The following is a 21,409-nucleotide window of genomic DNA, read 5'->3' on the forward strand; positions in this document are numbered from 1 at the left end:
TACATTTAGTTGAGCTACTAGTTGTTTTTTTATTTTCCTCCATAAAACATACCATCCATTAAAGCTTTCCATTATAGTAAAAATCACTCCTTAGCAGGGTGCCATAGAATGTTTTATATTCATCGCATATATCGTTTTCTTATACGACTACATATCCATAAAAATACTTTTTACCAATCTTCCATTCTTTCTTTGTTAAAACATCAATATATGACATCAACTCTCTATTTTTTTCATTTGTTATAATCGTATCATATTGAATTGGACATTTGATTCCACTCCAAATTGATAAAACGGAAGGTATAGTAACAACATTATAAGTAGTTCTATCACTTAAAGAACTCATAACTTCCGACACTAACTCCTTTGCCAAGTCTCCAGGAAAAGATAGTCTATTACGATAATAATATTCTTGCGCATCATTATTTTCGATAAAACCAGAATAAGCTTCATTAAATTCTTCTAACGATACTTCATAATACTCGTCCTCAATTCCAAGCATCCATGAAAGTTCATTTCTAATAGCTTTTTCAACAAAGGTATCTTCCCACTCTTCTAGTAATGGTAAAAGATATGGTACTACATGATATGAAAGAGTTTCACCAGCACTTACTACAAAATTATGAACTCCATCCTCTGAAGCACTTGAAAGGAATTTCAAATTATTCGTTTCTAATAAATCATCGTGAGTAGCTACTGAGCAAAATAGTCTAGTACATAAATTCAACACAAGCTCATCTCGAGTACTATTCATAAGTTCGATTAGTAACCCCTTTACAGAGAAATCACCTAGCTTTAACAATTCATTAATTAAGATAGAGCATTCTTTCTCTGTTGCACCATCCCTTAGGTTAGACTTAAGAGTTTCAATTGTATGATTAGAAACTTCTCCATACCAAATATCTTTTTTTAAATGCTCTAAGTCCATCATTCTCTCTCCTTTTATTGCTTCTTACATTTATACGAACCATTTCATATGAATAATATTATTAATCATGTAACTTATTTAAAAACTCCGTAAAATGATTAGCAATATAGAATACATTTTCTCTTGCTCGTTCCTCTGCTGCTTCTTCCGTAATCCCCTCACTTTCCATCAAAGTTTCCTTTTCCCATGCTCCCTCATGTTCCCAAAAAACGACAATTGGATCTTCTTCATGATTTTTATAATCAAAGCAAATTAAATTTCCTGCTGGGTCAAATGCGAATGGAATCAATTCATTTGGCAGAGTAGAAATATACTGGTTATATACTTTAACGATATATTCACTACTATCTACATCATAAGAAAGTAAAGTTCCAAATACCTTTGTTATCGTATCTATTTCAAATTTATAAGGTAATACAGCTGAACCATTATTATTTGTAGCACATTCTACATAGTCACTTGGAAATATATACCCTATCTCTTTTCCCACATAGTTTAGATATTCTGCTGAAACTGGCTCATCCGGTACTGGCCATGTTAAGTCATTTCTCATTTAACTTCACATCCTAACAAATCACATCACGTTTATCCGAAATAACTAATTGCATCATCAACCAACCATGCGAGTCGTATGTCTTCTTTTGTAATCGTTTCATTGTTATGTAAGTCTTTCCACGCAATCAAATCAATTGACGCAGTCCACAAAATGTTGTCACCGCCTTTTGATGCACCGATTCCTAATGCCCCTGTGACAGCTGCTATTTCAATCACATTTTCTGAGAATCTATTTTCAAATCTACTTATTTCACTTGATTTACTCTATTTCGAATACATTCCTTTCATCACCCACAGGCATAAGTACTTTGTGAGTTTTCCTGTTTTATTATAATTGGTCATGGTAAAGCCTATATAGAATTATAGCTATAATTCTATATAGGCTTTTTTTCACCTGGAATTTTAAATTTATTTACATCATATTCTTTAATTATATATACTTTTATAGCTTCAAAATCTTTACCAAATGCAAGAGATGGATTTTTTAAGAAATATATTATTTCTTCCTCATCATAAATTCGGGCTTTAATTATTTCTTTGTCCGAGTGAAACGATAAATTGACTCCTTTGTAAAAATATTCGTAGTATCCCTCTTCATCCTGCTCACTCTTATCTTCAAAAGGAATAGATTCAATATGATATATATTCCCATTTACATTTATTGATTTCATACAGCATCACTCTCTTTTTAAGAATATTCATAAGAAATTAAATAGTCTCTGTCAATCATACCAAAAATAAGGGATTTACTTTTAGAATTTATAAAAAATATATAGGATTAAATTACAATCTTTATATTTTTTTTCATATTACTTCATTATCTCTGTACAATTGTGTAATGTGTCACAGAAGTAGACATATTGCAATGAGTCGCAGTGAAGTGGAATATCCCTTGAGAATATAAAATAAGAAGATTAATCTAGAAAGACTATCTAGTTCGATTTTCTTTTATTGAATTTTTAATTAATGCATTTTTACCCTTAAAATAATATAATCAACGGGTGGATTATTATTTACATCCTCAAAACTGGTTCTAATTTTAAAGTCAAATTCATTTGTTATATTTTTCAATGAATAAATGTTTGTTCTATCTACACTTGTACGGGGGAGCAATATATCCGAAAACGTAAAACGCATGAAGAATATGTTGCAGAACTATTAGAAAACGCGGGTATGATATGCCGCAGAGGTTTTAGAAGTTCATGGCGATAATATCGAAGTTATAGGAACATACAAAGGCGCTAGAAATACCACAGAACACAAATGTAACTCATGTAAAAATATATGGGAGGCAGCACCAACAAATATTTTAAAAGGAAAGGGAGAGAAACATTATGTCAAAGTTATTACGTGAATTATCTAAACCGGATAGTGAGGCCCTGCGTTCCGAAGCACTAGAACAGTTGAAAGTTACTTCAGGTAAAATTGTTGCTTGTGATCCTCTTATTTTTAATACAAATCACTTCGAACAAACAATTCAGCCAGGTACATATCCAATTGTTGCTTGGTGGCATAAGGAAGATGGAGTCATTGCTGGTGCCGAATTGAAATTGTCGGAGTCAAAAGCGGTAAGATGGAAGATGGCAACAAAACCAGGACAAAATGTCAGTGAACTGGAAGACGGATATATTTTTGGTTACCCAGTTGATACAGGCTTAGGGTGCTTTGCAGATGTTGAAGCAATTGGTAAGTTAGAAGAAATAGAAGATAGGTTACAACAAGAACTAGGAGAAGAATTTACTAGTTTGTATGATGATCTTATAGATGACATACTAACAGAACATGATGAAGATTGGGGAAATTGCGTGGTGTGTGAGGAAACAGGAAGTAATATCATCATATTCCGTTCAGGTTATGGAGATGGATTTTATCCTTCCTATTGGGGAATTGATGAAGCAGGAAAAATCGTTTCACTTGTTACTGATTTTCAAGTGCTACATGAGGAAAATTGAGGACAACATCAATAATGATATAAGAGTAAATATTTTTTCTTTTACAGCGTCAAATATTCCTCGTCTAATATTTGTATATAACTCGTAGAATAATCTCCTTATATACTACTGGTTCTAATAAATAGGGTTATATTCTTAAGTGAATATAACCCGTCATTTTATCATGATAGAGGTGAACTTCAGACACTCTACGCTCCGAAATTACTTTTTCTACGATTTCCTGGCGATTATATTCTACCTGCACCGTTTCACAGTTTCCCCAATGAGTAGGAGCGGATTTTTCGTTTGACTCAAATACATCTAGAAGACGATTCAATATCTCTTCCTCGTTAAATGCTACAGTCGGATACATTGCGATTGTAAAATAATTCAGTTTCATTTTTTTGTTCTACAATATTCCCTTGTTCATCATATTTTTTAAAAGTCATTTCACGTCCCGCAATACATTCAGACTCATGCTTCTTCATTCCGTTTTGAAAAAATTCAACATGGTAGCCTTCAACCGTGCTTCTATTCATATTGCTGATTCTTTTTATATTTCCATTCATATACAACTCCACATACTCTCCTTGTTTAACACCATTTTCTACATAGAAATAACATTCTATATTTCCATTCTCATAAACATCATAAGCTAAGCCAGTAAACAATTTTTCTTTACCATCATCTGCACACTCTACTATTCCTAGCCCATAAGGTCCCCCATATTCTAAACACTCTTCAAACTCAAGGCTATTCTGTATTATATACTCCTTCGTTAACACACCATTTAACATTTTCAATCCTCCTTTACAATATTAGCTAATGGTTAAGCTCTGTTTATCTGTTTATGTAAAAGTAAGTTTTTATCGTAATACACTTCTATTTTTATTGTGTAATTTCTATATACAACGAGCGGGATTTTCTAATATTTTTTTATAACGTATATATCCATCAATATATAATTTTAACTTTTAAATAAATATTTTTTCTGATTTTTAAATTCACTCCTCAATTGCCTAATGAACTAATAAATCCCCTTAGTTATTTTTCATTTTGCACAGTATGTATTAATTACGCACAAATAAAAAAACTACAGTCTAAAAGTATATCACTGTAGATTCTTACATTTACTCTTCTTGATAATGCACTATATCATAGGGATAATGTGGTGTCTCTTTCAAAACTGCATTATCTTAAGTCTATTTATAGTACTTAATGCATCTTTCTTGGAAAGGGATTCTATCATCAAACAGCACTTCTTCTTGCAGAAACTTTATTATATCCTCTATTTTCGCAATGAATAATGCGAAAAAATCGCCCGAATTAGGATATGAAAATAGTCCATACCCCTTTGGTGACAGTATTTTGTTGACCTCCTGGATCTTTTCCGGTAAAAATTCATAATTAAATGCTTCTAATTTCTCGAGTTCTTCTTGTGTCGCTAATTCAATTTGGTGGGCAAATTCATAATCAAGAATAAAATTTACAATTTCTTGGTATTGCTCACCTTTATAGTCAACGTATAAAAACTGTTTCGTCGTCAATCCATATTTTAATAGGTCTTCATGTAAGTCATAACTTCCTTGCTCCTTCAAAAACGTTTCCAAATCCTTGCTATCAGGAAATATAATCTGCGCTATTTCTTGATTAGGCATATTAGCTTCCTCCCTTTTATTGAAATAATTCTCCATGCTTGTTAGGAATATATTCCGGGTAGTTTTTACGATAAAATTGATCAATCATCTGAAGCACAGGGTCCCACTCAGGGTATGGCTCACGTTCTCCAAATACCATTTTCGCTTCTGGAGTATTCATCAGAAAATTATCGAATTGAGTAGGTACTGGCAATCCTAGTTTTTTTCTTACATGGATCAAGAACAAGATTTCATAAGGATAAAATCCGAATCCAAAATCACCAAATTCACCTAGCTGTCCGATTTCAGAAGCTAATGCAGAATGATACTGAGACATGATCGAAATTAGATGTTCTATTTCTTCTAAATCACCAGTCGACCAACGTTCCAGCACTTCATCATAAATGTTTAGGTCTTCAGGGATTAAGTCACATCGCAGTTCAGCTTCCTTAAACTTATTAATCACGGCTAGATGCAATTTTTCATTCGTTCCCATGATGGTTTTATTTTTATACTGCAAGTACAGCTCTAGCAAAAACCAAATATGTCTATCCTCTTCATTAGCATCTATTAAATGTCCACCGAAGTGATGAACCATAAAATCATATAATATATTTTCTTCTTTCTCCCATCCATACATTGCAAAATGAACTAATGTGAGGACGACTTCTCTAAACGTATACCCCAAAATCATCTTTGGATATCTGATTTTATAAAGATCTTGTCCCATGCACTGGTAAAATAAGACTTTCTGCATGTTCTTTAATCCTTCTACATTGTTTCCACCGCTTATCAATACATCGTTTTTCCATAGTGACAAGTGATATGAGAAAATTTTGCTTAAATTTATTAGTAGGATGTGATCTTTCTCTGTTTCATTTTGCTTAACAATTTTCTCAACCTTACTTCTACTGACATTATATTTATCTTTAACATCTTCAAATTCGATTCCATCCACAAAATTTTTGCTATATCTTTTAAAAGCCATTTCTAACTTTTTGGGGTTCATCATTGCATCCTCCCTATGAATTAATCTATTTTCTTATTCCAGTCCTTTACCTTTAACTCATCAACACCGAATCCAGTATCAGTAATCTTTATATCTGTTTCAACTCTAATAAAATCGAATTGTAGATCCGGACTCTCCTCCATCAGATTCTCTAAGTTATCTCTAAAATTAGCATACCTAGGATCATCGCTGTTAACCATGTCTTGAAAATAAGTATCTCCACCCTTTTTCTGTTTATCCGAGTAACTAAAACTAGCGGAATCTGATGCCTTTGATTCAATAATAGTTAACTTTGGCGGCGGCCCTTTCGATAGGAATGCTGCATCTATACCATTTCTCCCCACTTGGAACAGATCGGAAACATCTTTACCTAAATCACTGTCTCTAGCTACTATTTTTGTCACTCTTCTCCAAAATCACCTTTATCACAAGAAAAATATTTAGAATTATCGATTTTTCTTTCATACTCCTTTGCAACCTTCAAGTCATAATGATCACTAATAACATCTTTCGTATCCAACTTGTTGGCCAATTTATTTTTTTCTCGCGTTAATCTTTTGACTTCTTTGTCATTTCCCTCTATTTTCAATCTATTTATTTCTTTATCTAACTCTTTAATTTCTTTTGAGATATTGTCTGAAATGTTACTGCCATAACCAACTTCACCCGTACCCTTATTTAAAACCAAAAGCGATAATTGGGTTACCAATTATCGCTTACTAAGTCAAACCATTTGATGTACTATAAAGTAACAATTATTTTATTATCTATGATAGTTCTAAAATTGGTGTAATTTCTCATCATATTATTACCATATGCACTAACTGCTTCATTACCACACACCATACTTTCATAGTTATCTTTAAATTCTTTTTTTATTGACTCTTCCAAACTGTCATAGTATCTTTTGGTAGCTTCCTCTGCCAATTCACGCGACCCGTGCGTTAATATAAAATTAATATCTACCATATAACCCTTTTGAGGATAAAAACCTCTTTCAACAACCTCTTTTACAAAGTTGTTCAAATCATTCGTACACCTTTCTACAATTGGCATAAATACACTATTTAACCAATTAGTGAATTCGTTAACTGTCCGCTCCCACTCTTCCTCATTTGCTATGTTCCAATATAACTGACCGCTTGGTACATTGCACTGACGTGTATTAATATGAAATATTTTATCTTTAGATTTTAAAGGAAGAATTGCGCATTCACCATAAAATACTACATTTTTATCAGATATATTATTCCAACTTGTATAAAAGAGTACCTTATAAATGAAATTTTTATCTTTTTTACTCATCCAATGACCAGACTTAGAATATTTCCAGCCATTATCTAAATACTTTTCAGATATTAGATTACATACGCGCTCAAATGCTTTATTTGCTTTCATATTACATCTCCAATTCAAACTACCTAAGATTCATATATTTTAAACTCAATCCTCAAATCTTGAGTATTCTTCCTAAAAACCTCCAATAATTTATTACAATTTTCAGTCGGTTTATATTTAAACCTTAAATCGAATATAAAGCCATCTACTAACTTAGCATCCGGATAAACACTATATATTTGCCCACTTTCAATAAAAGATACATAGGCATTAATTTTATCTTGTAACAATGTTAAGTGCTGAAGTTCATTTTCCCACTCTAAATGATCTGCAATCATTAATGCTAACTTATTTTCACCCATACTTTTGCCAATTCCATCTATTTTATTTTTGTCTAATATTGACACTTATCTCTCACCTCATTTATTCATCAAAATAAGTTGTCCCTTCAGGACGAACAATTTGCGGTCTTGTTCCACTAGGCACTTCGTATCCCCCTGAAAAATCTCCCTTTCCTTCACCTACGACCTTTCCACCAGAATTCTTCAATTCAGGGAATCCCTTTTCTTGATTTGTAGTATAGGGAGCAGTAGCGGAACTTTTATATTCTTGTATAATAACATTCCCATATTCATCAGATGCAATGGCGTCAACTCTTACCTTAGTCCCTTCATGTGTAACAATGGTTATTTCTCGTTCAGCGTTTTCATACTGCTGTGAAAATAGATTAAAACTTTCATCAGAAAATTCTTGCCCCTGCTCTTTAAGTGATGCCCATTTTTCACTTGCTTCTTTCCACTCCAGTGGCTCTTTAGGCGCTTCACTATTCTTATATTTCCTTTCACAATATACATCATACTTAGATTGCAACTCAGCATCTTTAAATCTACCGGTATTATCAAGTAAATCAGAATTCCCTTTTCCAACTTCACCCGTACCCTTAACCCCACCACTCTCAAAATTCGAGATCTTACTCTGAATACTCGCCTTTGAGGCATCATGGGATTCTTGGAATTTCCCGCTATAGTTCGTTCCAGATCTAACGACACTTCCATCTGGCTGTATTTCTACACCTTTAAAGATTCGGGATACGGAGTCCACACCTTTTGCTAGTTTAATTTCAATTATATAATACTAGGAATTTATGTTAGCCTTAATTCATAAAAAATTACTTTTTATAAATTTAACCCAAGTTTCTCGTTACCACATTTCTATATTATAACATTAACTCAATCGTATCTTTTAAAGCTTCATTTACATTAATAGCCTTTTAAATAAAAAAACTGAAAGAGGATTACTCCACCTTCCAGTTTCTTCTTTCATTATTCCATCGGCCCCATAAATTGAGTAATTAAATAAACATGCTCGATAAGTTTGACTTTTTGTAAGTTTTCTACTTTTTCTGGTCCACCTAGTGCAAGTAAAGGTGTGTAACCAAAACATTCATCTATTTCAAGCTTTCCGTATTTATTTAATGCCTGCTGATAATGCTTCCAATCCAATCCTTTCTCTAAAAAATAATCATCTTTCGTATTTTTAAAGAAAAACTTGAATTTTCCAGCTACTACATCTACCGTACCTTTTCGATACTTAAGTAATAATAAATAGTTATTTTCCCACACAAGAATATCTCCCATACCTGTTGTAAAAATTGGGATAGCTTCTTCATAACGGATAGAACTTTCCTTTAATATATCTAAATATTTTTCTGGGTTTATTGCTCTTAAGTATCCATTTAACATACTCCCAAACCCATAGCATTTCCATAAATCTATTATTTGATCTGGAACTTTCCCTGTATACTTTTCAATAACCTCTGTTGATGGTTTTTCGAAAGATATAAAATCATTTATATTTTCCATAGTATCCCCCTACTCCGATTTCAATCTAACATTAAGATATGTCAATTTTTTTCTTCCTCTGATAAGGTGTCAGCAACTCGTCTAATTTCCTTATCCACATTACCAATCCTGCTTTTCCACTGCGAACCTATTGATGAATTAATTCTAGAATCACCCATGCCAGTTATTTTTAATGGATTTCCACCCGCAATTTGATCTGGGTCATGTAATGCAGCTTTATCCTTTATCCACTTTAAAGCTTGCTCTTCTGCTTCCCTAAATGAAAAACCTTCTTCCATAAATTCATCAATTTTATCTTGCACAGCTTGTTTTCGTGTTAATCTTTGAGCTGAATTTGCTTGTTTTGATCTCCCATATTTTAAAAATTGGTTCCGATTCTAAATAAACTCATAAACTGTCAATTTTCCCAGTCCATCTTCTTGGTTTTTTAATTGTCGTATAATCTCATCTTCATTATGTTTCCGATTATGTTTAAATTCGATTCCAATTTCGTCAGTACGCGAGCTATTATTACCCACTCCGCTAGTTTTATTACTTCCTTCTAATTTACTATGCCCATGAGCAAGTTGATAAGCGTCATCCTTAGCTGCCGTACTTGCCTTTGAAAACTTTCCAGCTACTTCTCCAACAGTTGAAGATTCTATATAAGGAAGCTTCATTCCTATTCCAGTATCCACCGTCCTAACTGCTACTGGAATAGGAGTATTTTTCATAGCATCTAGTGTATTCTTTAAAGTGTTATTTTCCTTAAGCGATTGTACCACATTATTTCTACGCTAAAACGCAAAAAAGCACTCGTTGCCTTTAATTGACAATCAAGTGCTTTAAGTTCATATGTTTTTAAGTAGCATAAATTTGTAAGTTTTGTAGTAACAGTATGACACCTTTTATATGTGGTAACAACTACTACGTTAAAACTTACGAGTTTGTACAAGTTCGTTAGTTTAATATATATTCCATGTGTTTATATTCAGCACCCAGTAAAATGTCATCTCGCCAAAGCTCGTACTTCTTTTTCTTTTCTATCATTGTACATAGTACTCCATGATGGTACAACCATCATGGAGTTTACTCTTCAAAATAGTCATTTCTTTTTCTACCCACTTCTCATATATGCTTATGCATGTTTACGTTAAACCACTATAAACTTTTATCATATATGGTATTGCACTCAATTTTTTGTATCTTCAAGATTTTTAAGATGCTTTTCTAAGTATTTTTTCCCTGAATTACTTTTAGGCATAAGACCAAGATGTTCATATTCCCAAATAATCATTCTCTCGTGGGAATTTTCATCTGAAAGGTCATCATAATTAAAGTCAATATTAAACTTTCCTGTATTATCAAAAATCATAGTGAAATTTGTCCAAGCTTCTTGATCATTATCAATAAACTCTTTCTTCATTCTCTTAATACAATCTAACAAACGATGCCACTTCTTAAAATATTCTTCTTCTGGGACATTAAAGAGTTCAAAAATACTATGACTGTAAATAGGAGTACTATTCTCTTCAGGGTAGTAATAAAAATATGATTCTTGAGCACCTTCCCCAACCTCACCATACAGGTAAACCTTAAACCACTTCTCTGGAATTGTATCAATTACAACCTCTGCTATTTCATTGTATAACTTGCTTAATTTTTCATCATTCATCTAATTTTCCTCCTGGTACATTATCAAAATTCTTTAATCTCCATCTATCTTCATCACCAATTTTATATCTAATAACAAAACTGTCTGGACGTTTTGAATTCCCGCTATAATTCGGCGTTATTTTCACCCTAACTTTATCACCATCATTAAGAGCATTAGCCCATTCATTCTCTAGTTTTTTCCATTCTCCTCTGTTTAAGTTACTATTCATTGGAACTAAATTATCCATATTACCAGAGCCTTTAAATATAGTTGCAATTAAATGTCCGCCGTCATCATCATCCAAACGGTCATTCCCACCTACCACTCTCTGAGCGTAGTTATTCCGCTTACCATCACCTAATTGAAGGCTACCCTCGCAACTTGCAACACGCCCTTGACTATCTGTTGTATATGTATATCCTTCTTTACTTGTATACTCAACATTTGACTTTAATATCTTTTTACGTTTTTCCCTAGCATATTGTTCTCCATAGTTTACTTTTACAGGTCCTTCACCCGTACCCTTAACCCCACCACTCTCCAAATTCGAGATCCTACTCTGAATACTCGCCTTTGAGGCATCATGGGCTTCTTGGAATTTCCCGCTATAGTTCGTTCCAGTTCTAACGACACGACACTTCCATCTAGCAGTATTTCTACACCTTTAAAGATTTGGGGTACGGAGGCCACACCTTTTGCTAATGTATTTTCAATTATATAATACTAGTAATTTCTGTTAGCTTTAATTCATAAAAATAACTTTTATAAATTTATAGTATACATTTCAATTAAAAAAGCACTTGTTGCCTCAAATAGACAATCAAGTGCTTTAAGTTTCATATGTTTTTAAGTAGCATAAATTTGTAAGTTTTGTAGTAACAGTATGACACCTTTTGTACATCATGACAAATACTATGATAAAACTTACGAGTTCGTTAGTTTTATATACATTCCATGTGTTTATATTTATCGCCCGGTAAAATGTCATCTCGCCTAAGCTCGTACTTCGTTTTTTCGACGTACAATGAATTAGAGAATCTATTCAAAGTTGTATAAACTCTACCTACTAAATTAGGATTTTTTTGTTTATATAAAAACTTTGCAACAGAATCTTTAAACTAAACTTCAAATCCAATTACTATCCATTCATCAACAATGTCCCAAAAATTCATATTATATCTAGGCTCTTTATTCGTCCACCATAAAGTCGCATTATCATTATTAGAATTCTTATAATCTACTGCAACATAACCACCCATACCACTTTTAAAGAAACCAAAAGTAGTTTGTAAATCAATTTGTAAAGGTTCTTCTAACTCCTCAATAATACCCCATTCATCATCATCAAAAAAAGTTACATTTTCTAAAGGAACTAAACCCATAGATTGACTCGCATAAAAATAGAAACCATTATGAACAGTTCGATAAAAATTTCGTATTGTTGAAGGAATCTTATCCCAAGATTTTTCTAATTCTTCATTATTAAACTCATCTTTGGGATTTCCCCCTTCATAATATAGAATTTCCCCATTATCTGTTTTAATAGTGTATAAAATTGAATATCTACCATTTGTGTTCATAAGCTCTACTTCTTCAAGGTGCCTAGACAAATAAGAAATAGTGTTTCTTAATTCCACTCCTACTTGCTCTTTCCATATCGATAAAATACTCTCAACTCTCTTGTCTACGTTTTCTTCTTGAAACAATTCATACCATGAATTTGGTATTTTCCCACTATCAAGTTTATTAATCTCATGGCATGATATAAGTTGTGCATTTCTTTTATATTTTCTTAAAAAACCAAGTTTTTGTTCCATAATTCTAGCTCCTTTATTTATCTATATCCTTTTTATTTCCTTCAACAAAATCATCAATTTGTTTTTGTAATTTCATTTCTAATTCTTTTTCCTTCTTTATCATTTCTTCTCTAAACTTAGGATCAACTTCAATTTTTTCTTTCTTATAAATTGTCCAATCAGAATAAGATTTAGACCCCTTAGATTTATTGGCTGCTTCACTTAATCCTAGAAAATTCTCTTCATTGTTTAAAACCTTAAGTTGTTGTTCCTTTATTATTTTATAAAAATTTTCCATATCCGCTGTATTTTTCATTGATACAATATGATCAGCTTGAAGTCTATCTGTAATATACTTACCAGGTAAAGCAGGGTCAGGCATTCCTATTTCATCCTCAATGCCCTCATTAACTTTTTCCTGTAGCTTTGCAGTAGACGTTCCATCTCTTAATTCATCATATAATTCCTTTGAGATTCTTCTTTCCCCGTATCGAGGCGGTGCTCCAATATCACCCGTGCCCTTAGTTTCACTCTTAGCAACAGAAAATAACGCTCCAAGTGTTTTTCTTTCTCCTACATTCCCAACACCAGCTGCCAAAGGTTCAGGGAATACATTCGGGATATGAATATTTTTAATCTTCTTTCTGACATTCTTCATACTATTCGGCAACTTATTCATGAATGCCGTTACTTCTTCCAACTTACCAACTATTTATAAAGTCAAAGCATATCAATCAATTAAAAAAGCACTTGTTGCCTATCATAGACAATTAAGTGCTTTAAGTTCATGTGTTTTTAAGTAGCATAAATTTATAAGTATTTTAGTAAAAGTATGACACCTTATATGCATCGTGACAAGTACATTAAAACTTACGAGCTTGTACGAATTCATTAGTTTCAGGTTCATTTTAAGTGGTATATATTCGTAGCCAAATAAAACCTCATCTCACCTAAGCTCTAAGCTCGTACTTTGTTTTCTGTTCTTTCATTGCACTCCATGATGATACAACCATCATTAGTCTGTACTTTTTAACAGCCTATTTTAAATAGCAACATCTTGATAACCTACTTCATCTACCCTTTCATTTATAAGACGAATTCCTAAACCATTTTCCTCATCCCATGAACAATCAAACGAGATCCCTACATCACGTCCATCGCGAAGGAAATCATACGGAACAGAAATACCTACTAATGTTATATGTTCTATTAATTGATCAACTGTTTCAATTAATGGATAATCTTCATTAAATGCAACATCATAACCAAGCTCATGCCTTTTTTGTTTATAATAATTTAAAATTGGTTGTAATATATTATGTTGGATTTTCTCCCAATTATCCATTAATGAATTGTATGCCACATATTGACCTTCATCAAATTTACCATCATCTTCTCCTCCAATTAATAATGCTATCTCCGTGTCCTTTCCTAAAAACTTTATGGTTCTGTATCCTACCCATGTATACTGATAATCAAGTTCTCCAAAAACTTTATCATTTATTGTCATTTTATAATCTCCTTATTATTTATTTGCAAATCCTCCAGGTTCAAAAGCTCCTGCGTTTATTTCACCAACTCCACCAAGGTGTCCAAATTTGGCGTTTATTTCTGTTGGCACAAGTTGTATAGTAACTCCATCATTTAACTCATGCCATGTTAATTTATTTTTCACTCGGTATTTTTCTATATCTTTTGCCGTAATTCCACCAGCTTCCATTCCAAATTGGTTTGCCAATTCTGGTGAATTATTAAGCTGATCTGCTAACCTTTCATTTGCTTGCTTAAAATTATAATCTCTAGCAGTATTTCCTTTAGCCCCTTTTCCACCTAGCATATAATCGATTTCCAACTGTGCCTTTGCTACTGGTGAAAAATCAGGAACTCCATTTTTATACTCAATTCCATTAATACCAGCTTCATTTAAGATTTTCTGTAACGTAGGATCTGGTGGTGGTTTTAGGGTACATAAAGACTCACCTCTAACCCCTTCAAAAACGACATTTGAATTCGTTTCTGCGGGTGTTTGCTTGAATCTTGATTCATATGTACTGGCAAATTCCTCTTGCTTGAAGGCTGGTGGAACTTCAGCCTCTCTATTACCCGTACCCTTAACCCCACCACTCTCCAAATTCGAGATCCTACTCTGAATACTCGCCTTTGAGGCATCATGGGCTTCTTGGAATTTCCCGCTATAGTTCGTTCCAGATCTAACGACACTTCCATCTGGCAGTATTTCTACACCTTTAAAGATTTGGGATACGGAGTCCGCACCTTTTGCTAATGTATTTTCAATTTTATAATACTGGTAATTTCCGTTAGGTTTAATTCATAAAAATAATTTTTAAACATTTATAACATGCCTATCTAATAAAAAAGCGCTTGATTGTCTTTCGTAGACAATCAAGCGCTTTAAGTTCATTTGTTTTTAAGCAGCATAAATTTATAAATTTTGTAGTAACAATATGACACTTGTTATACTTCATAACAAATACTATCTAAAAACTTACGAGTTTGTACGAGTTCGTTAGTTTCATATACATTCCGTGGATTTATATTCATCGCCCAGTAAAATGTCATCTCACCTAAGCTCGCACGTCTTTTTCTATTCTATCATTGCACACAGTACTCCATGATGGTACAACCATCATGGAGTACTTACTTTTTAACAGCCTATTCATTCTTTTTCTTCACTTCTCTTATACATCTTTAACTTTAATACCAAATATTAAGTCTTGTTATATTACTTACAAAGTCATTGTACCAAGTTTTATCGTAGTACCTCTAAAAACTCAGTAAAGTTATCTACTATTTTATAAAACACTGGTTCAAACTCTCCTGACTCTTCATGAGACCATACACACACCGATGGATTCTCTTTATTTTCTCTAAAATCCAAGCATACAAAATCCCCTGCAAATATACTAGCTATTGGTAATACCTCTGCACCTAATAAATCTTCATTATCAGTTAATCTTTCCTCTATCTGTGAAAATACAACATCAATATCATAGATCCCTTTAGGGTTATTTTCAATGTCATCCAGCATACATAAAAACCTTTCTATCGCATAACTACGATTATCACATACAAATGTAGCTTCTTCAACTTCTGCACCATTATACACTTTAATAAAGTCCAAAAATGAACCTGGTAGTTTTAATCTCCAAAAATTTTCATGTTTTTTTATTAACTCTTCTGAAGGTAATGGTTTTACAATAGTATCCTGTTTTATTTTCATGTTTTTACCTCTTTCTTTAGTTTACTATCTAGGAGCATCGGCCCACATTCCGGCCGACCTTCCACCATTGTGAATCGTAATATTGTGTATTCCAAAAGGAACCAACTCCATTTTACCCGGTACTTCAGTATGATGCCATGTCATACCTTCCGGTCGTCCACCTATTGCATTATCGAGCCATTTAAATTGCTCTTCGTCTGACATTAACCATAGTTGCTTTGTCTCTACAACAAGCCCAGCACTCTTAAAATCGGCAAATCCGTATCTCATTCCATCAGCTTTAATAACCTTCACATCAGGAACCAAACCATCTGCAACTGCTTTTTCCTTAATCATTCTTTTTTGACGAGCCGTTAAATTAGCTCCACCGTGAAGTGACTTATTCCATGACCACGTTTTATTTGATATAATTTTTTCACTGTACAACTTTACATAATCATTAATAACATCATCAAATTTCTTAGTCCCATTTATAAATTCATCTATATTATTTAAATTAGCCTTATTGACTATCTTACTGGAATTACCCGTACCCTTAACCCCACCACTCTCCAAATTCGAGATCCTACTCTGAATACTCGCCTTTGAGGCATCATGGGCTTCTTGGGATTTACCGCTATAGTTCGTTCCAGTTCTAACGACACTTCCATCTAGCAGTATTTCTACACCTTTAAAGATTTGGGGTACGGAGGCCACACCTTTTGCTAATGTATTTTCAATTATATAATACTAGTAATTTCTGTTAGCTTTAATTCATAAAAATAACTTTTATAAATTTATAGTATACATTTCAATTAAAAAAGCACTTGTTGCCTCAAATAGACAATCAAGTGCTTTAAGTTTCATATGTTTTTAAGTAGCATAAATTTGTAAGTTTTGTAGTAACAGTATGACACCTTTTGTACATCATGACAAATACTATGATAAAACTTACGAGTTCGTTAGTTTTATATACATTCCATGTGTTTATATTTATCGCCCGGTAAAATGTCATCTCGCCTAAGCTCGTACTTCGTTTTCTATTCTATCATTGCACACAATACTCCATGATGGTACAACCATCATGGAGTACTTACTTTTTAACAGCTTATTCTTTTTCTTTCCACTTCAAAAATAAATTCTTTTTCGTTTACTTGTCTTATGTGAATTCTTTAATTTCTAACCCTAATTGTCTATACCTTTCAATACTAATTAACCCTCAAATTATAGATTTCCTGCTAACATTAAAAGGATCTACGTTATTTTCCTCTAACAAATCTTCAAATTTTTCTGTTCCGTATTTTACAAAACATTCATATTCCGACTGGGAAATAAAGAATGCTAACAAAATTTTACCATCTTGATCTTCACTTCCAGTACGTACATCACCATATTCTTCTGGAAAAGCGAATGGTTCAGTAAAGTAAACTGCACTTTTATTATATTTTTGAACAAATGATTTATCAATACTTTCAATACCACTAATTGCTGTTCCTCGTCCTATTTCTATTCCATTACCTATACAATAAAATAAAGCACTTGCAAGGATATACCCTGTACTATTAAATGCCCCATCAACTACCATTGAAATTTCAACATTATCCCCTACTATTTCTTCATATTTACTGAGTCCAAGTGTATTAAAAACTAAACATTCTTCAAATACATTTTCATATTTTAAAATTTGCATACTCGGAAGCTCTTCATTATTTTTAAAAACCTCTCGGTCTATTGGATCACCTAAATATTTACTATAATGGTCATAATAAAGCTCTCCGTAATTTATCATTCTTTTATCTCCCCTTTATATGTTCCTTCTATTCCTTCAAATTTATGACTTATATTACATTCATGACATTGAACCCTTATTCGAGCATTATATTCATCCAATACTTCTTTTCGTGTTGGTTTTACTTCACCTGTTTTCATACTTACAACTCTTTCTGCCCAAGTATCTGGATAATGATCTAAGTCATATCCAATTCTTTTTACTGGTCCATTTTTAGTATTAATGGTAATACTATCTGGAATATCTTTTCAGCACGTAGGACAAATCATTTTTCCTGTTGCATTTTTTGGTGCTTCACTTTCTGCTTTAACACGAGTACCTTTTCTAAAACTACTTCTCTTATACAAACTATCAGTTTTTTTAACTTTTGTACTACCTTCACCCGTACCCTTAACCCCACCACTCTCCAAATTCGAGATCCTACTCTGAATACTCGCCTTTGAGGCATCATGGGCTTCTTGGAATTTCCCGCTATAGTTCGTTCCAGATCTAACGACACTTCCATCTGGCAGTATTTCTACACCTTTAAAGATTGGGGATACGGAGTCCGCACCTTTTGCTAATGTATTTCCAATTATATAATACCAGTAATTTGGGTTAGCCTTAATTCACAAAAATAATTTTCAAAATTTTATAGCATGCCTATCTATAAAAAAGCACTTGTTGCCTTTCGTAGACAATCAAGTGCTTTAAATTTATATGTTTTTAAGTAGTATTTAATTTGTAAGTTTTTTAGTAACAGTTCGACAGCCTTTACATGTTGTGACAAATACTAGGTAAAACTTACAAGTTTATATAAATGCATTCTACTTGTATTTATTGCTTAATAAATATAGAATACATTGTTTTATTCTCCTATTAACTTCTTCCTCATTTTATGTGTTTCTAAATCTGCTAATCTAACAGGAATAGGTAAATGACTCTCATTATTAATACAGTTCATAACAATTTCAGTACTTGTATCTAAATCAATCCAGTTCCCACAAGAAACAAAAATAGGTTAAACACTTTGTCGTACTTAAAGTTCAACCATAGATTTCTATTGTTCATCCTTAAATTTCAATTGTGAAATGAGACTTTCTAAACTATTAGTTATTCGTTTATACTCATTTAATTCAAAATCTTCAACTAAAATTTCACCTGTATTGTTGTCTAGCACTATTAACATGCCATTTGATTCAAAACCAATTGGGATAAATTTAAAAATATCCTCTTTAGATTCTGCATAGTCTTTGACAAGTGAAATAAAATAATCTGGTTCAATCCCTGGAATAACGGGGTGCAAATTAATATTATAAGAAGAAACCCATCCCGTTAATTCTAAAAACCAATATGAATTGAAATACTGCTTCACCGAATCATGTAACTGAACGTTATATTGACTTTCAATTTCATCAAAGGAAAATTCCACTCCCTTCTCTATTGGTTTCCAAGAAATATATCCATATTCATCTTCTTCACCCGAATATATAAATTCATCTACATCTTCATTCCATGCTATTTGCGGTAAGGACTTGTTGTACTCCATCCATTTATCTATAAATTTTTCAAAATAGTCTTTCATAACCTCTTTCATATTAGAAATCACTCCTTAATAAGTTTCTGTAGTAACTCTGAATAAATTTTATCTTTCCCCCATATTCCTGCCTCTTTTTCTATATTATGAATTCCACCGGAGCCTGGGTGTAGTTTTTGGGGCACTGGAAATGCTTGTCCACCTCCACCAATATGATGATGAACTAATTTGTCCCCCCCCTAACACCTTTAACATCATATTGAGAGAAATATTCCCTAAACACCTTATCATTAACAGGACTATCAGTAAACGGATTCCTACCTTCTATTATTGCTCTATTATTCGGGCTGAATGCTTCTGGATGTCGATCAAGGAGTTCACTCCAAAAATACTTTAAATCACGTCTCCATCCTTCTGCATTAGTGTACTTTTCGCCTTTCCCAACAAAAGGCATCTCAACGACTGTACGTTGATCTGCAATATAAACTGGATCTATATTTTGAAGTTCTACACCACGATATGTTCTAATAGGATTATCAATATCACCCGTACCCTTAACCCCACCACTCTCCAAATTCGAGATCCTACTCTGAATACTCGCCTTTGAGGCATCATGGGCTTCTTGGAATTTCACGCTATAGTTCGTTCCAGTTCTAGCGACACTTCCATCTGGCAGTATTTCTACACCTTTAACGAATAGGGATACGGAGTTCATGTGCAGTGATAATCAAGTTGTTTAATTTTGTGTCTAGAAATACAATAACCTTCTGCCTGTTAATTTGGTACGAGGTTATTAAAGTTGTTTAAAAATAAGTTTTATTTGTTGCACTTTTTCATTTAAGTGAATAATTGTTAGTAACGGTGGTAAAATCCTTTATAACAACGGTTCCAAATTCCCCAAAAATAACGGACAATGGTTTCAAAACGACAATGATGGAGTGGAGAAGCTATGGTCAAGATTGGGGAATTTTTTATGATCAGAGAATTGGGTTCTGGTGCAAAGAAAGGATATGTTCCCAAGAAAGAATGAGGATTCCTACTGGGATCATTCTTTACGCTGTTAATCCAAATAATTGATGAATAAATTCTTTTTGATTTTGAACAGACTGATTCCGTAAATCAACCTGTTCTTTTTTTATCATATGCATGGCTTCTACTCCTGCAAGAATACATGTCGCTGTGGCAAAAGATTTAAATCCTAACATAGAGCGTACACGTTTTTTAATGAACCGGTGGTCTTGCTCCACTACGTTATTTAGATATTTTATCTGTCGAATTTGAGTGCCTAACGGCACTTTTTTCTCTTTTTTTAATTTGGTGATGGCAACTGGATAAGCAGGATTTTTATCAATTGTGATGGTACGAGGTTTTGAGACATGAAAAGACTGCAAAGCTTTCTTAAAGAATCGCTTTGCAGCCTTATGATTTCTAGTTTTGCTGAGATAGAAGTCAATCGTATTTCCCTTAGAATCAACCGCACGGTATAAATACATCCATTGCCCTTTTATTTTTATATATGTTTCATCCACTCGCCATGAATCATTTGTTTGTTTCAGATGACGTCGAATACGTTTATCCAGTTCCGGTCCGTATTGATAAACCCAACGCATAATCGTTGTATGAGACAAAGATAACCCTCGTTCCTTCATCATTTCTACCAAATCACGAAAACTTAAGTTGTACCGCAGGTACCAACGTACTGTTAATAAAATAATATCTGGTTGATAATGTTTCCACTTAAATAAATTTTCTGGGCCCATACTGATCACACACCTTTTTTGAAGTAGTAGTAGTACCAGTATAGCCAAATTTAAAAAACACATTTCAAACATTTTGTTTTTTTTGCACCAGAACCATTTTTTCTGATAGATGCCAAAGGGGGGAAAGAATAATTTATAATTTCAGTGCCAATAAAATTGGTTATTAAACTAATGCATGGGCTTCAGTCGAGATACGTGTAAAACTAGGTTATAGTAATACATTTTTTACCGAATGTTATTTTTAGTAACCAATCTTAGTGTTTTATTCATTTATTTTGCGGTTCATAGCAAGGACTCCGTTATTACCCTCAGTAAGAACAATATAGAAAGAAATTTAATGTAAAAAATGGTTGATAATCGACGCATATGTTATTATATAGAGAATTTTAAATTATAGTTTTATAGTAATGGTTATTGTAACTTTGGTTAATT

24 protein-coding genes and 6 pseudogenes are annotated in these 21,409 nt (G+C 32.9%); 1 reads left to right on the top strand and 29 read right to left on the bottom strand.

The features are described from left to right. Positions 1–139 precede the first annotated feature (139 nt). The 4 genes and pseudogenes from imm47 to F3I02_RS02945 form a co-directional block, all read right to left on the bottom strand. Positions 140–928 carry an Imm47 family immunity protein gene (gene imm47, locus F3I02_RS02930; protein ID WP_196477564.1) on the bottom strand — a complete coding sequence of 263 codons (789 nt, stop codon included), beginning with the start codon at positions 926–928 and terminating at the stop codon, positions 140–142. Positions 929–989: 61 nt separating this feature from the next. Beyond that, positions 990–1,481, bottom strand: a complete 492-nt coding sequence (locus F3I02_RS02935) for an SMI1/KNR4 family protein (protein WP_196477565.1) — start codon at positions 1,479–1,481, stop codon at positions 990–992. A 50-nt stretch (positions 1,482–1,531) separates the two neighbouring features. Continuing rightward, a pseudogene (locus tag F3I02_RS02940) lies at positions 1,532–1,732 on the bottom strand (DUF7021 domain-containing protein); the annotation flags it as partial. Between the two features lie 125 nt (positions 1,733–1,857). After that, positions 1,858–2,154 carry a hypothetical protein gene (locus F3I02_RS02945; RefSeq protein ID WP_002181372.1) on the bottom strand — a complete coding sequence of 99 codons (297 nt, stop codon included), beginning with the start codon at positions 2,152–2,154 and terminating at the stop codon, positions 1,858–1,860. 663 nt (positions 2,155–2,817) lie between these two features. On the opposite strand from F3I02_RS02945, the gene F3I02_RS02950 reads away from it, so the two are divergent. Then, on the top strand, positions 2,818–3,435 hold the full coding sequence (locus F3I02_RS02950) for a DUF4241 domain-containing protein (RefSeq protein WP_000040620.1): 618 nt from the start codon (positions 2,818–2,820) through the stop codon (positions 3,433–3,435). Positions 3,436–3,562: 127 nt separating this feature from the next. Here the strand turns inward: F3I02_RS02950 and F3I02_RS02955 are convergent, their stop codons facing one another. The 25 genes and pseudogenes from F3I02_RS02955 to F3I02_RS03070 form a co-directional block, all read right to left on the bottom strand. After that, entirely contained in the window at positions 3,563–3,814 is a 252-nt protein-coding gene (locus F3I02_RS02955; RefSeq protein WP_196477566.1) for a hypothetical protein, read from the bottom strand. Beyond that, a complete protein-coding gene (locus tag F3I02_RS02960; RefSeq protein ID WP_086408869.1) occupies positions 3,765–4,211 on the bottom strand; it encodes a toxin-antitoxin system YwqK family antitoxin in 447 nt (148 codons plus the stop codon). Before F3I02_RS02960 ends, F3I02_RS02955 begins: the two co-directional genes overlap by 50 nt. A 405-nt stretch (positions 4,212–4,616) precedes the next feature. Further along, entirely contained in the window at positions 4,617–5,072 is a 456-nt protein-coding gene (locus tag F3I02_RS02965; protein ID WP_001133582.1) for a DUF6630 family protein, read from the bottom strand. A gap of 16 nt (positions 5,073–5,088) precedes the next feature. After that, on the bottom strand, positions 5,089–6,063 hold the full coding sequence (locus tag F3I02_RS02970) for a hypothetical protein (protein ID WP_196477567.1): 975 nt from the start codon (positions 6,061–6,063) through the stop codon (positions 5,089–5,091). Between the two features lie 17 nt (positions 6,064–6,080). Continuing rightward, positions 6,081–6,464 carry a hypothetical protein gene (locus F3I02_RS02975; RefSeq protein ID WP_230876758.1) on the bottom strand — a complete coding sequence of 128 codons (384 nt, stop codon included), beginning with the start codon at positions 6,462–6,464 and terminating at the stop codon, positions 6,081–6,083. Then, positions 6,461–6,769, bottom strand: a complete 309-nt coding sequence (locus tag F3I02_RS33710) for a hypothetical protein (protein ID WP_074594131.1) — start codon at positions 6,767–6,769, stop codon at positions 6,461–6,463. Before F3I02_RS33710 ends, F3I02_RS02975 begins: the two co-directional genes overlap by 4 nt. Before the next feature lie 32 nt (positions 6,770–6,801). Then, the gene (locus tag F3I02_RS02980; RefSeq protein ID WP_000646590.1) at positions 6,802–7,458 is read right to left on the bottom strand and encodes a hypothetical protein; all 657 of its coding nucleotides are present in this window, start codon (positions 7,456–7,458) and stop codon (positions 6,802–6,804) included. Between the two features lie 23 nt (positions 7,459–7,481). Further along, the gene (locus tag F3I02_RS02985) at positions 7,482–7,805 is read right to left on the bottom strand and encodes a DUF6572 domain-containing protein (RefSeq protein WP_000025259.1); all 324 of its coding nucleotides are present in this window, start codon (positions 7,803–7,805) and stop codon (positions 7,482–7,484) included. 16 nt (positions 7,806–7,821) lie between these two features. Beyond that, a complete protein-coding gene (locus F3I02_RS02990; protein WP_098347175.1) occupies positions 7,822–8,499 on the bottom strand; it encodes a toxin in 678 nt (225 codons plus the stop codon). 221 nt (positions 8,500–8,720) lie between these two features. After that, on the bottom strand, positions 8,721–9,260 hold the full coding sequence (locus tag F3I02_RS02995; protein WP_196477568.1) for a T6SS immunity protein Tdi1 domain-containing protein: 540 nt from the start codon (positions 9,258–9,260) through the stop codon (positions 8,721–8,723). Between the two features lie 9 nt (positions 9,261–9,269). Next, positions 9,270–10,027, bottom strand: a pseudogene (locus tag F3I02_RS34595) (polymorphic toxin type 15 domain-containing protein); the annotation flags it as partial. A gap of 404 nt (positions 10,028–10,431) precedes the next feature. Continuing rightward, positions 10,432–10,914, bottom strand: coding sequence for an antitoxin YezG family protein (locus tag F3I02_RS03005; protein ID WP_000997350.1), 483 nt, complete (start codon positions 10,912–10,914; stop codon positions 10,432–10,434). Next, positions 10,907–11,586 (bottom strand): annotated as a pseudogene (locus F3I02_RS03010) (DNA/RNA non-specific endonuclease). The gene F3I02_RS03005 and the pseudogene F3I02_RS03010 overlap by 8 nt, the downstream one beginning before the upstream one ends. Positions 11,587–12,014: 428 nt before the next feature. Next, positions 12,015–12,713 carry an SMI1/KNR4 family protein gene (locus F3I02_RS03015; RefSeq protein WP_000435838.1) on the bottom strand — a complete coding sequence of 233 codons (699 nt, stop codon included), beginning with the start codon at positions 12,711–12,713 and terminating at the stop codon, positions 12,015–12,017. Between the two features lie 13 nt (positions 12,714–12,726). Beyond that, positions 12,727–13,371, bottom strand: coding sequence for a hypothetical protein (locus F3I02_RS33725; RefSeq protein WP_230876769.1), 645 nt, complete (start codon positions 13,369–13,371; stop codon positions 12,727–12,729). A 363-nt stretch (positions 13,372–13,734) separates the two neighbouring features. Next, a complete protein-coding gene (locus F3I02_RS03025; protein ID WP_000154325.1) occupies positions 13,735–14,202 on the bottom strand; it encodes a DUF6985 domain-containing protein in 468 nt (155 codons plus the stop codon). 15 nt (positions 14,203–14,217) lie between these two features. Next, on the bottom strand, positions 14,218–14,946 hold the full coding sequence (locus F3I02_RS03030; RefSeq protein ID WP_374058637.1) for an HNH endonuclease: 729 nt from the start codon (positions 14,944–14,946) through the stop codon (positions 14,218–14,220). A 516-nt stretch (positions 14,947–15,462) separates the two neighbouring features. After that, positions 15,463–15,933: an SMI1/KNR4 family protein gene (locus F3I02_RS03035; RefSeq protein WP_000695050.1), complete on the bottom strand. Its 471-nt coding sequence runs from the start codon at positions 15,931–15,933 to the stop codon at positions 15,463–15,465. A 24-nt stretch (positions 15,934–15,957) separates the two neighbouring features. Next, positions 15,958–16,629 carry an HNH endonuclease gene (locus F3I02_RS34600; protein WP_196477569.1) on the bottom strand — a complete coding sequence of 224 codons (672 nt, stop codon included), beginning with the start codon at positions 16,627–16,629 and terminating at the stop codon, positions 15,958–15,960. Between the two features lie 502 nt (positions 16,630–17,131). Continuing rightward, positions 17,132–17,701 (bottom strand): suppressor of fused domain protein, encoded by a 570-nt coding sequence (locus tag F3I02_RS03045; RefSeq protein WP_000611567.1) that lies wholly within the window; start codon positions 17,699–17,701, stop codon positions 17,132–17,134. After that, positions 17,698–18,267: pseudogene (locus F3I02_RS03050) on the bottom strand (GH-E family nuclease); the annotation flags it as partial. The gene F3I02_RS03045 and the pseudogene F3I02_RS03050, both read right to left, overlap by 4 nt. Positions 18,268–18,548: 281 nt before the next feature. Continuing rightward, positions 18,549–18,701 (bottom strand): annotated as a pseudogene (locus F3I02_RS34605) (endonuclease V); the annotation flags it as partial. A 39-nt stretch (positions 18,702–18,740) separates the two neighbouring features. Further along, positions 18,741–19,277: a SecY-interacting protein Syd gene (locus F3I02_RS03060; RefSeq protein WP_151153573.1), complete on the bottom strand. Its 537-nt coding sequence runs from the start codon at positions 19,275–19,277 to the stop codon at positions 18,741–18,743. Between the two features lie 8 nt (positions 19,278–19,285). Next, a pseudogene (locus tag F3I02_RS03065) lies at positions 19,286–19,932 on the bottom strand (hypothetical protein). 337 nt (positions 19,933–20,269) lie between these two features. Next, positions 20,270–20,977 (bottom strand): IS6 family transposase, encoded by a 708-nt coding sequence (locus F3I02_RS03070; protein WP_196477570.1) that lies wholly within the window; start codon positions 20,975–20,977, stop codon positions 20,270–20,272. Positions 20,978–21,409: the final 432 nt, after the last annotated feature.

The sequence above is a fragment of the Bacillus sp. SRB3LM genome, from assembly GCF_015712745.1.
GTDB lineage: Bacteria > Bacillota > Bacilli > Bacillales > Bacillaceae_G > Bacillus_A > Bacillus_A thuringiensis_K.

What these genes read in the sequence shown, in the direction of transcription:
- imm47 (WP_196477564.1), bottom strand. Translation starts at nt 928, where the DNA reads ATGGACTTAGAGCATTTAAAAAAAGATATTTGGTATGGAGAAGTTTCT.
- F3I02_RS02935 (WP_196477565.1), bottom strand. Translation starts at nt 1,481, where the DNA reads ATGAGAAATGACTTAACATGGCCAGTACCGGATGAGCCAGTTTCAGCA.
- F3I02_RS02945 (WP_002181372.1), bottom strand. Translation starts at nt 2,154, where the DNA reads ATGAAATCAATAAATGTAAATGGGAATATATATCATATTGAATCTATT.
- F3I02_RS02950 (WP_000040620.1), top strand. Translation starts at nt 2,818, where the DNA reads ATGTCAAAGTTATTACGTGAATTATCTAAACCGGATAGTGAGGCCCTG.
- F3I02_RS02955 (WP_196477566.1), bottom strand. Translation starts at nt 3,814, where the DNA reads ATGAAACTGAATTATTTTACAATCGCAATGTATCCGACTGTAGCATTT.
- F3I02_RS02960 (WP_086408869.1), bottom strand. Translation starts at nt 4,211, where the DNA reads ATGTTAAATGGTGTGTTAACGAAGGAGTATATAATACAGAATAGCCTT.
- F3I02_RS02965 (WP_001133582.1), bottom strand. Translation starts at nt 5,072, where the DNA reads ATGCCTAATCAAGAAATAGCGCAGATTATATTTCCTGATAGCAAGGAT.
- F3I02_RS02970 (WP_196477567.1), bottom strand. Translation starts at nt 6,063, where the DNA reads ATGATGAACCCCAAAAAGTTAGAAATGGCTTTTAAAAGATATAGCAAA.
- F3I02_RS02980 (WP_000646590.1), bottom strand. Translation starts at nt 7,458, where the DNA reads ATGAAAGCAAATAAAGCATTTGAGCGCGTATGTAATCTAATATCTGAA.
- F3I02_RS02995 (WP_196477568.1), bottom strand. Translation starts at nt 9,260, where the DNA reads ATGGAAAATATAAATGATTTTATATCTTTCGAAAAACCATCAACAGAG.
- F3I02_RS03005 (WP_000997350.1), bottom strand. Translation starts at nt 10,914, where the DNA reads ATGAATGATGAAAAATTAAGCAAGTTATACAATGAAATAGCAGAGGTT.
- F3I02_RS03015 (WP_000435838.1), bottom strand. Translation starts at nt 12,713, where the DNA reads ATGGAACAAAAACTTGGTTTTTTAAGAAAATATAAAAGAAATGCACAA.
- F3I02_RS33725 (WP_230876769.1), bottom strand. Translation starts at nt 13,371, where the DNA reads ATGAATAAGTTGCCGAATAGTATGAAGAATGTCAGAAAGAAGATTAAA.
- F3I02_RS03025 (WP_000154325.1), bottom strand. Translation starts at nt 14,202, where the DNA reads ATGACAATAAATGATAAAGTTTTTGGAGAACTTGATTATCAGTATACA.
- F3I02_RS03035 (WP_000695050.1), bottom strand. Translation starts at nt 15,933, where the DNA reads ATGAAAATAAAACAGGATACTATTGTAAAACCATTACCTTCAGAAGAG.
- F3I02_RS03045 (WP_000611567.1), bottom strand. Translation starts at nt 17,701, where the DNA reads ATGATAAATTACGGAGAGCTTTATTATGACCATTATAGTAAATATTTA.
- F3I02_RS03060 (WP_151153573.1), bottom strand. Translation starts at nt 19,277, where the DNA reads ATGAAAGAGGTTATGAAAGACTATTTTGAAAAATTTATAGATAAATGG.
- F3I02_RS03070 (WP_196477570.1), bottom strand. Translation starts at nt 20,977, where the DNA reads ATGGGCCCAGAAAATTTATTTAAGTGGAAACATTATCAACCAGATATT.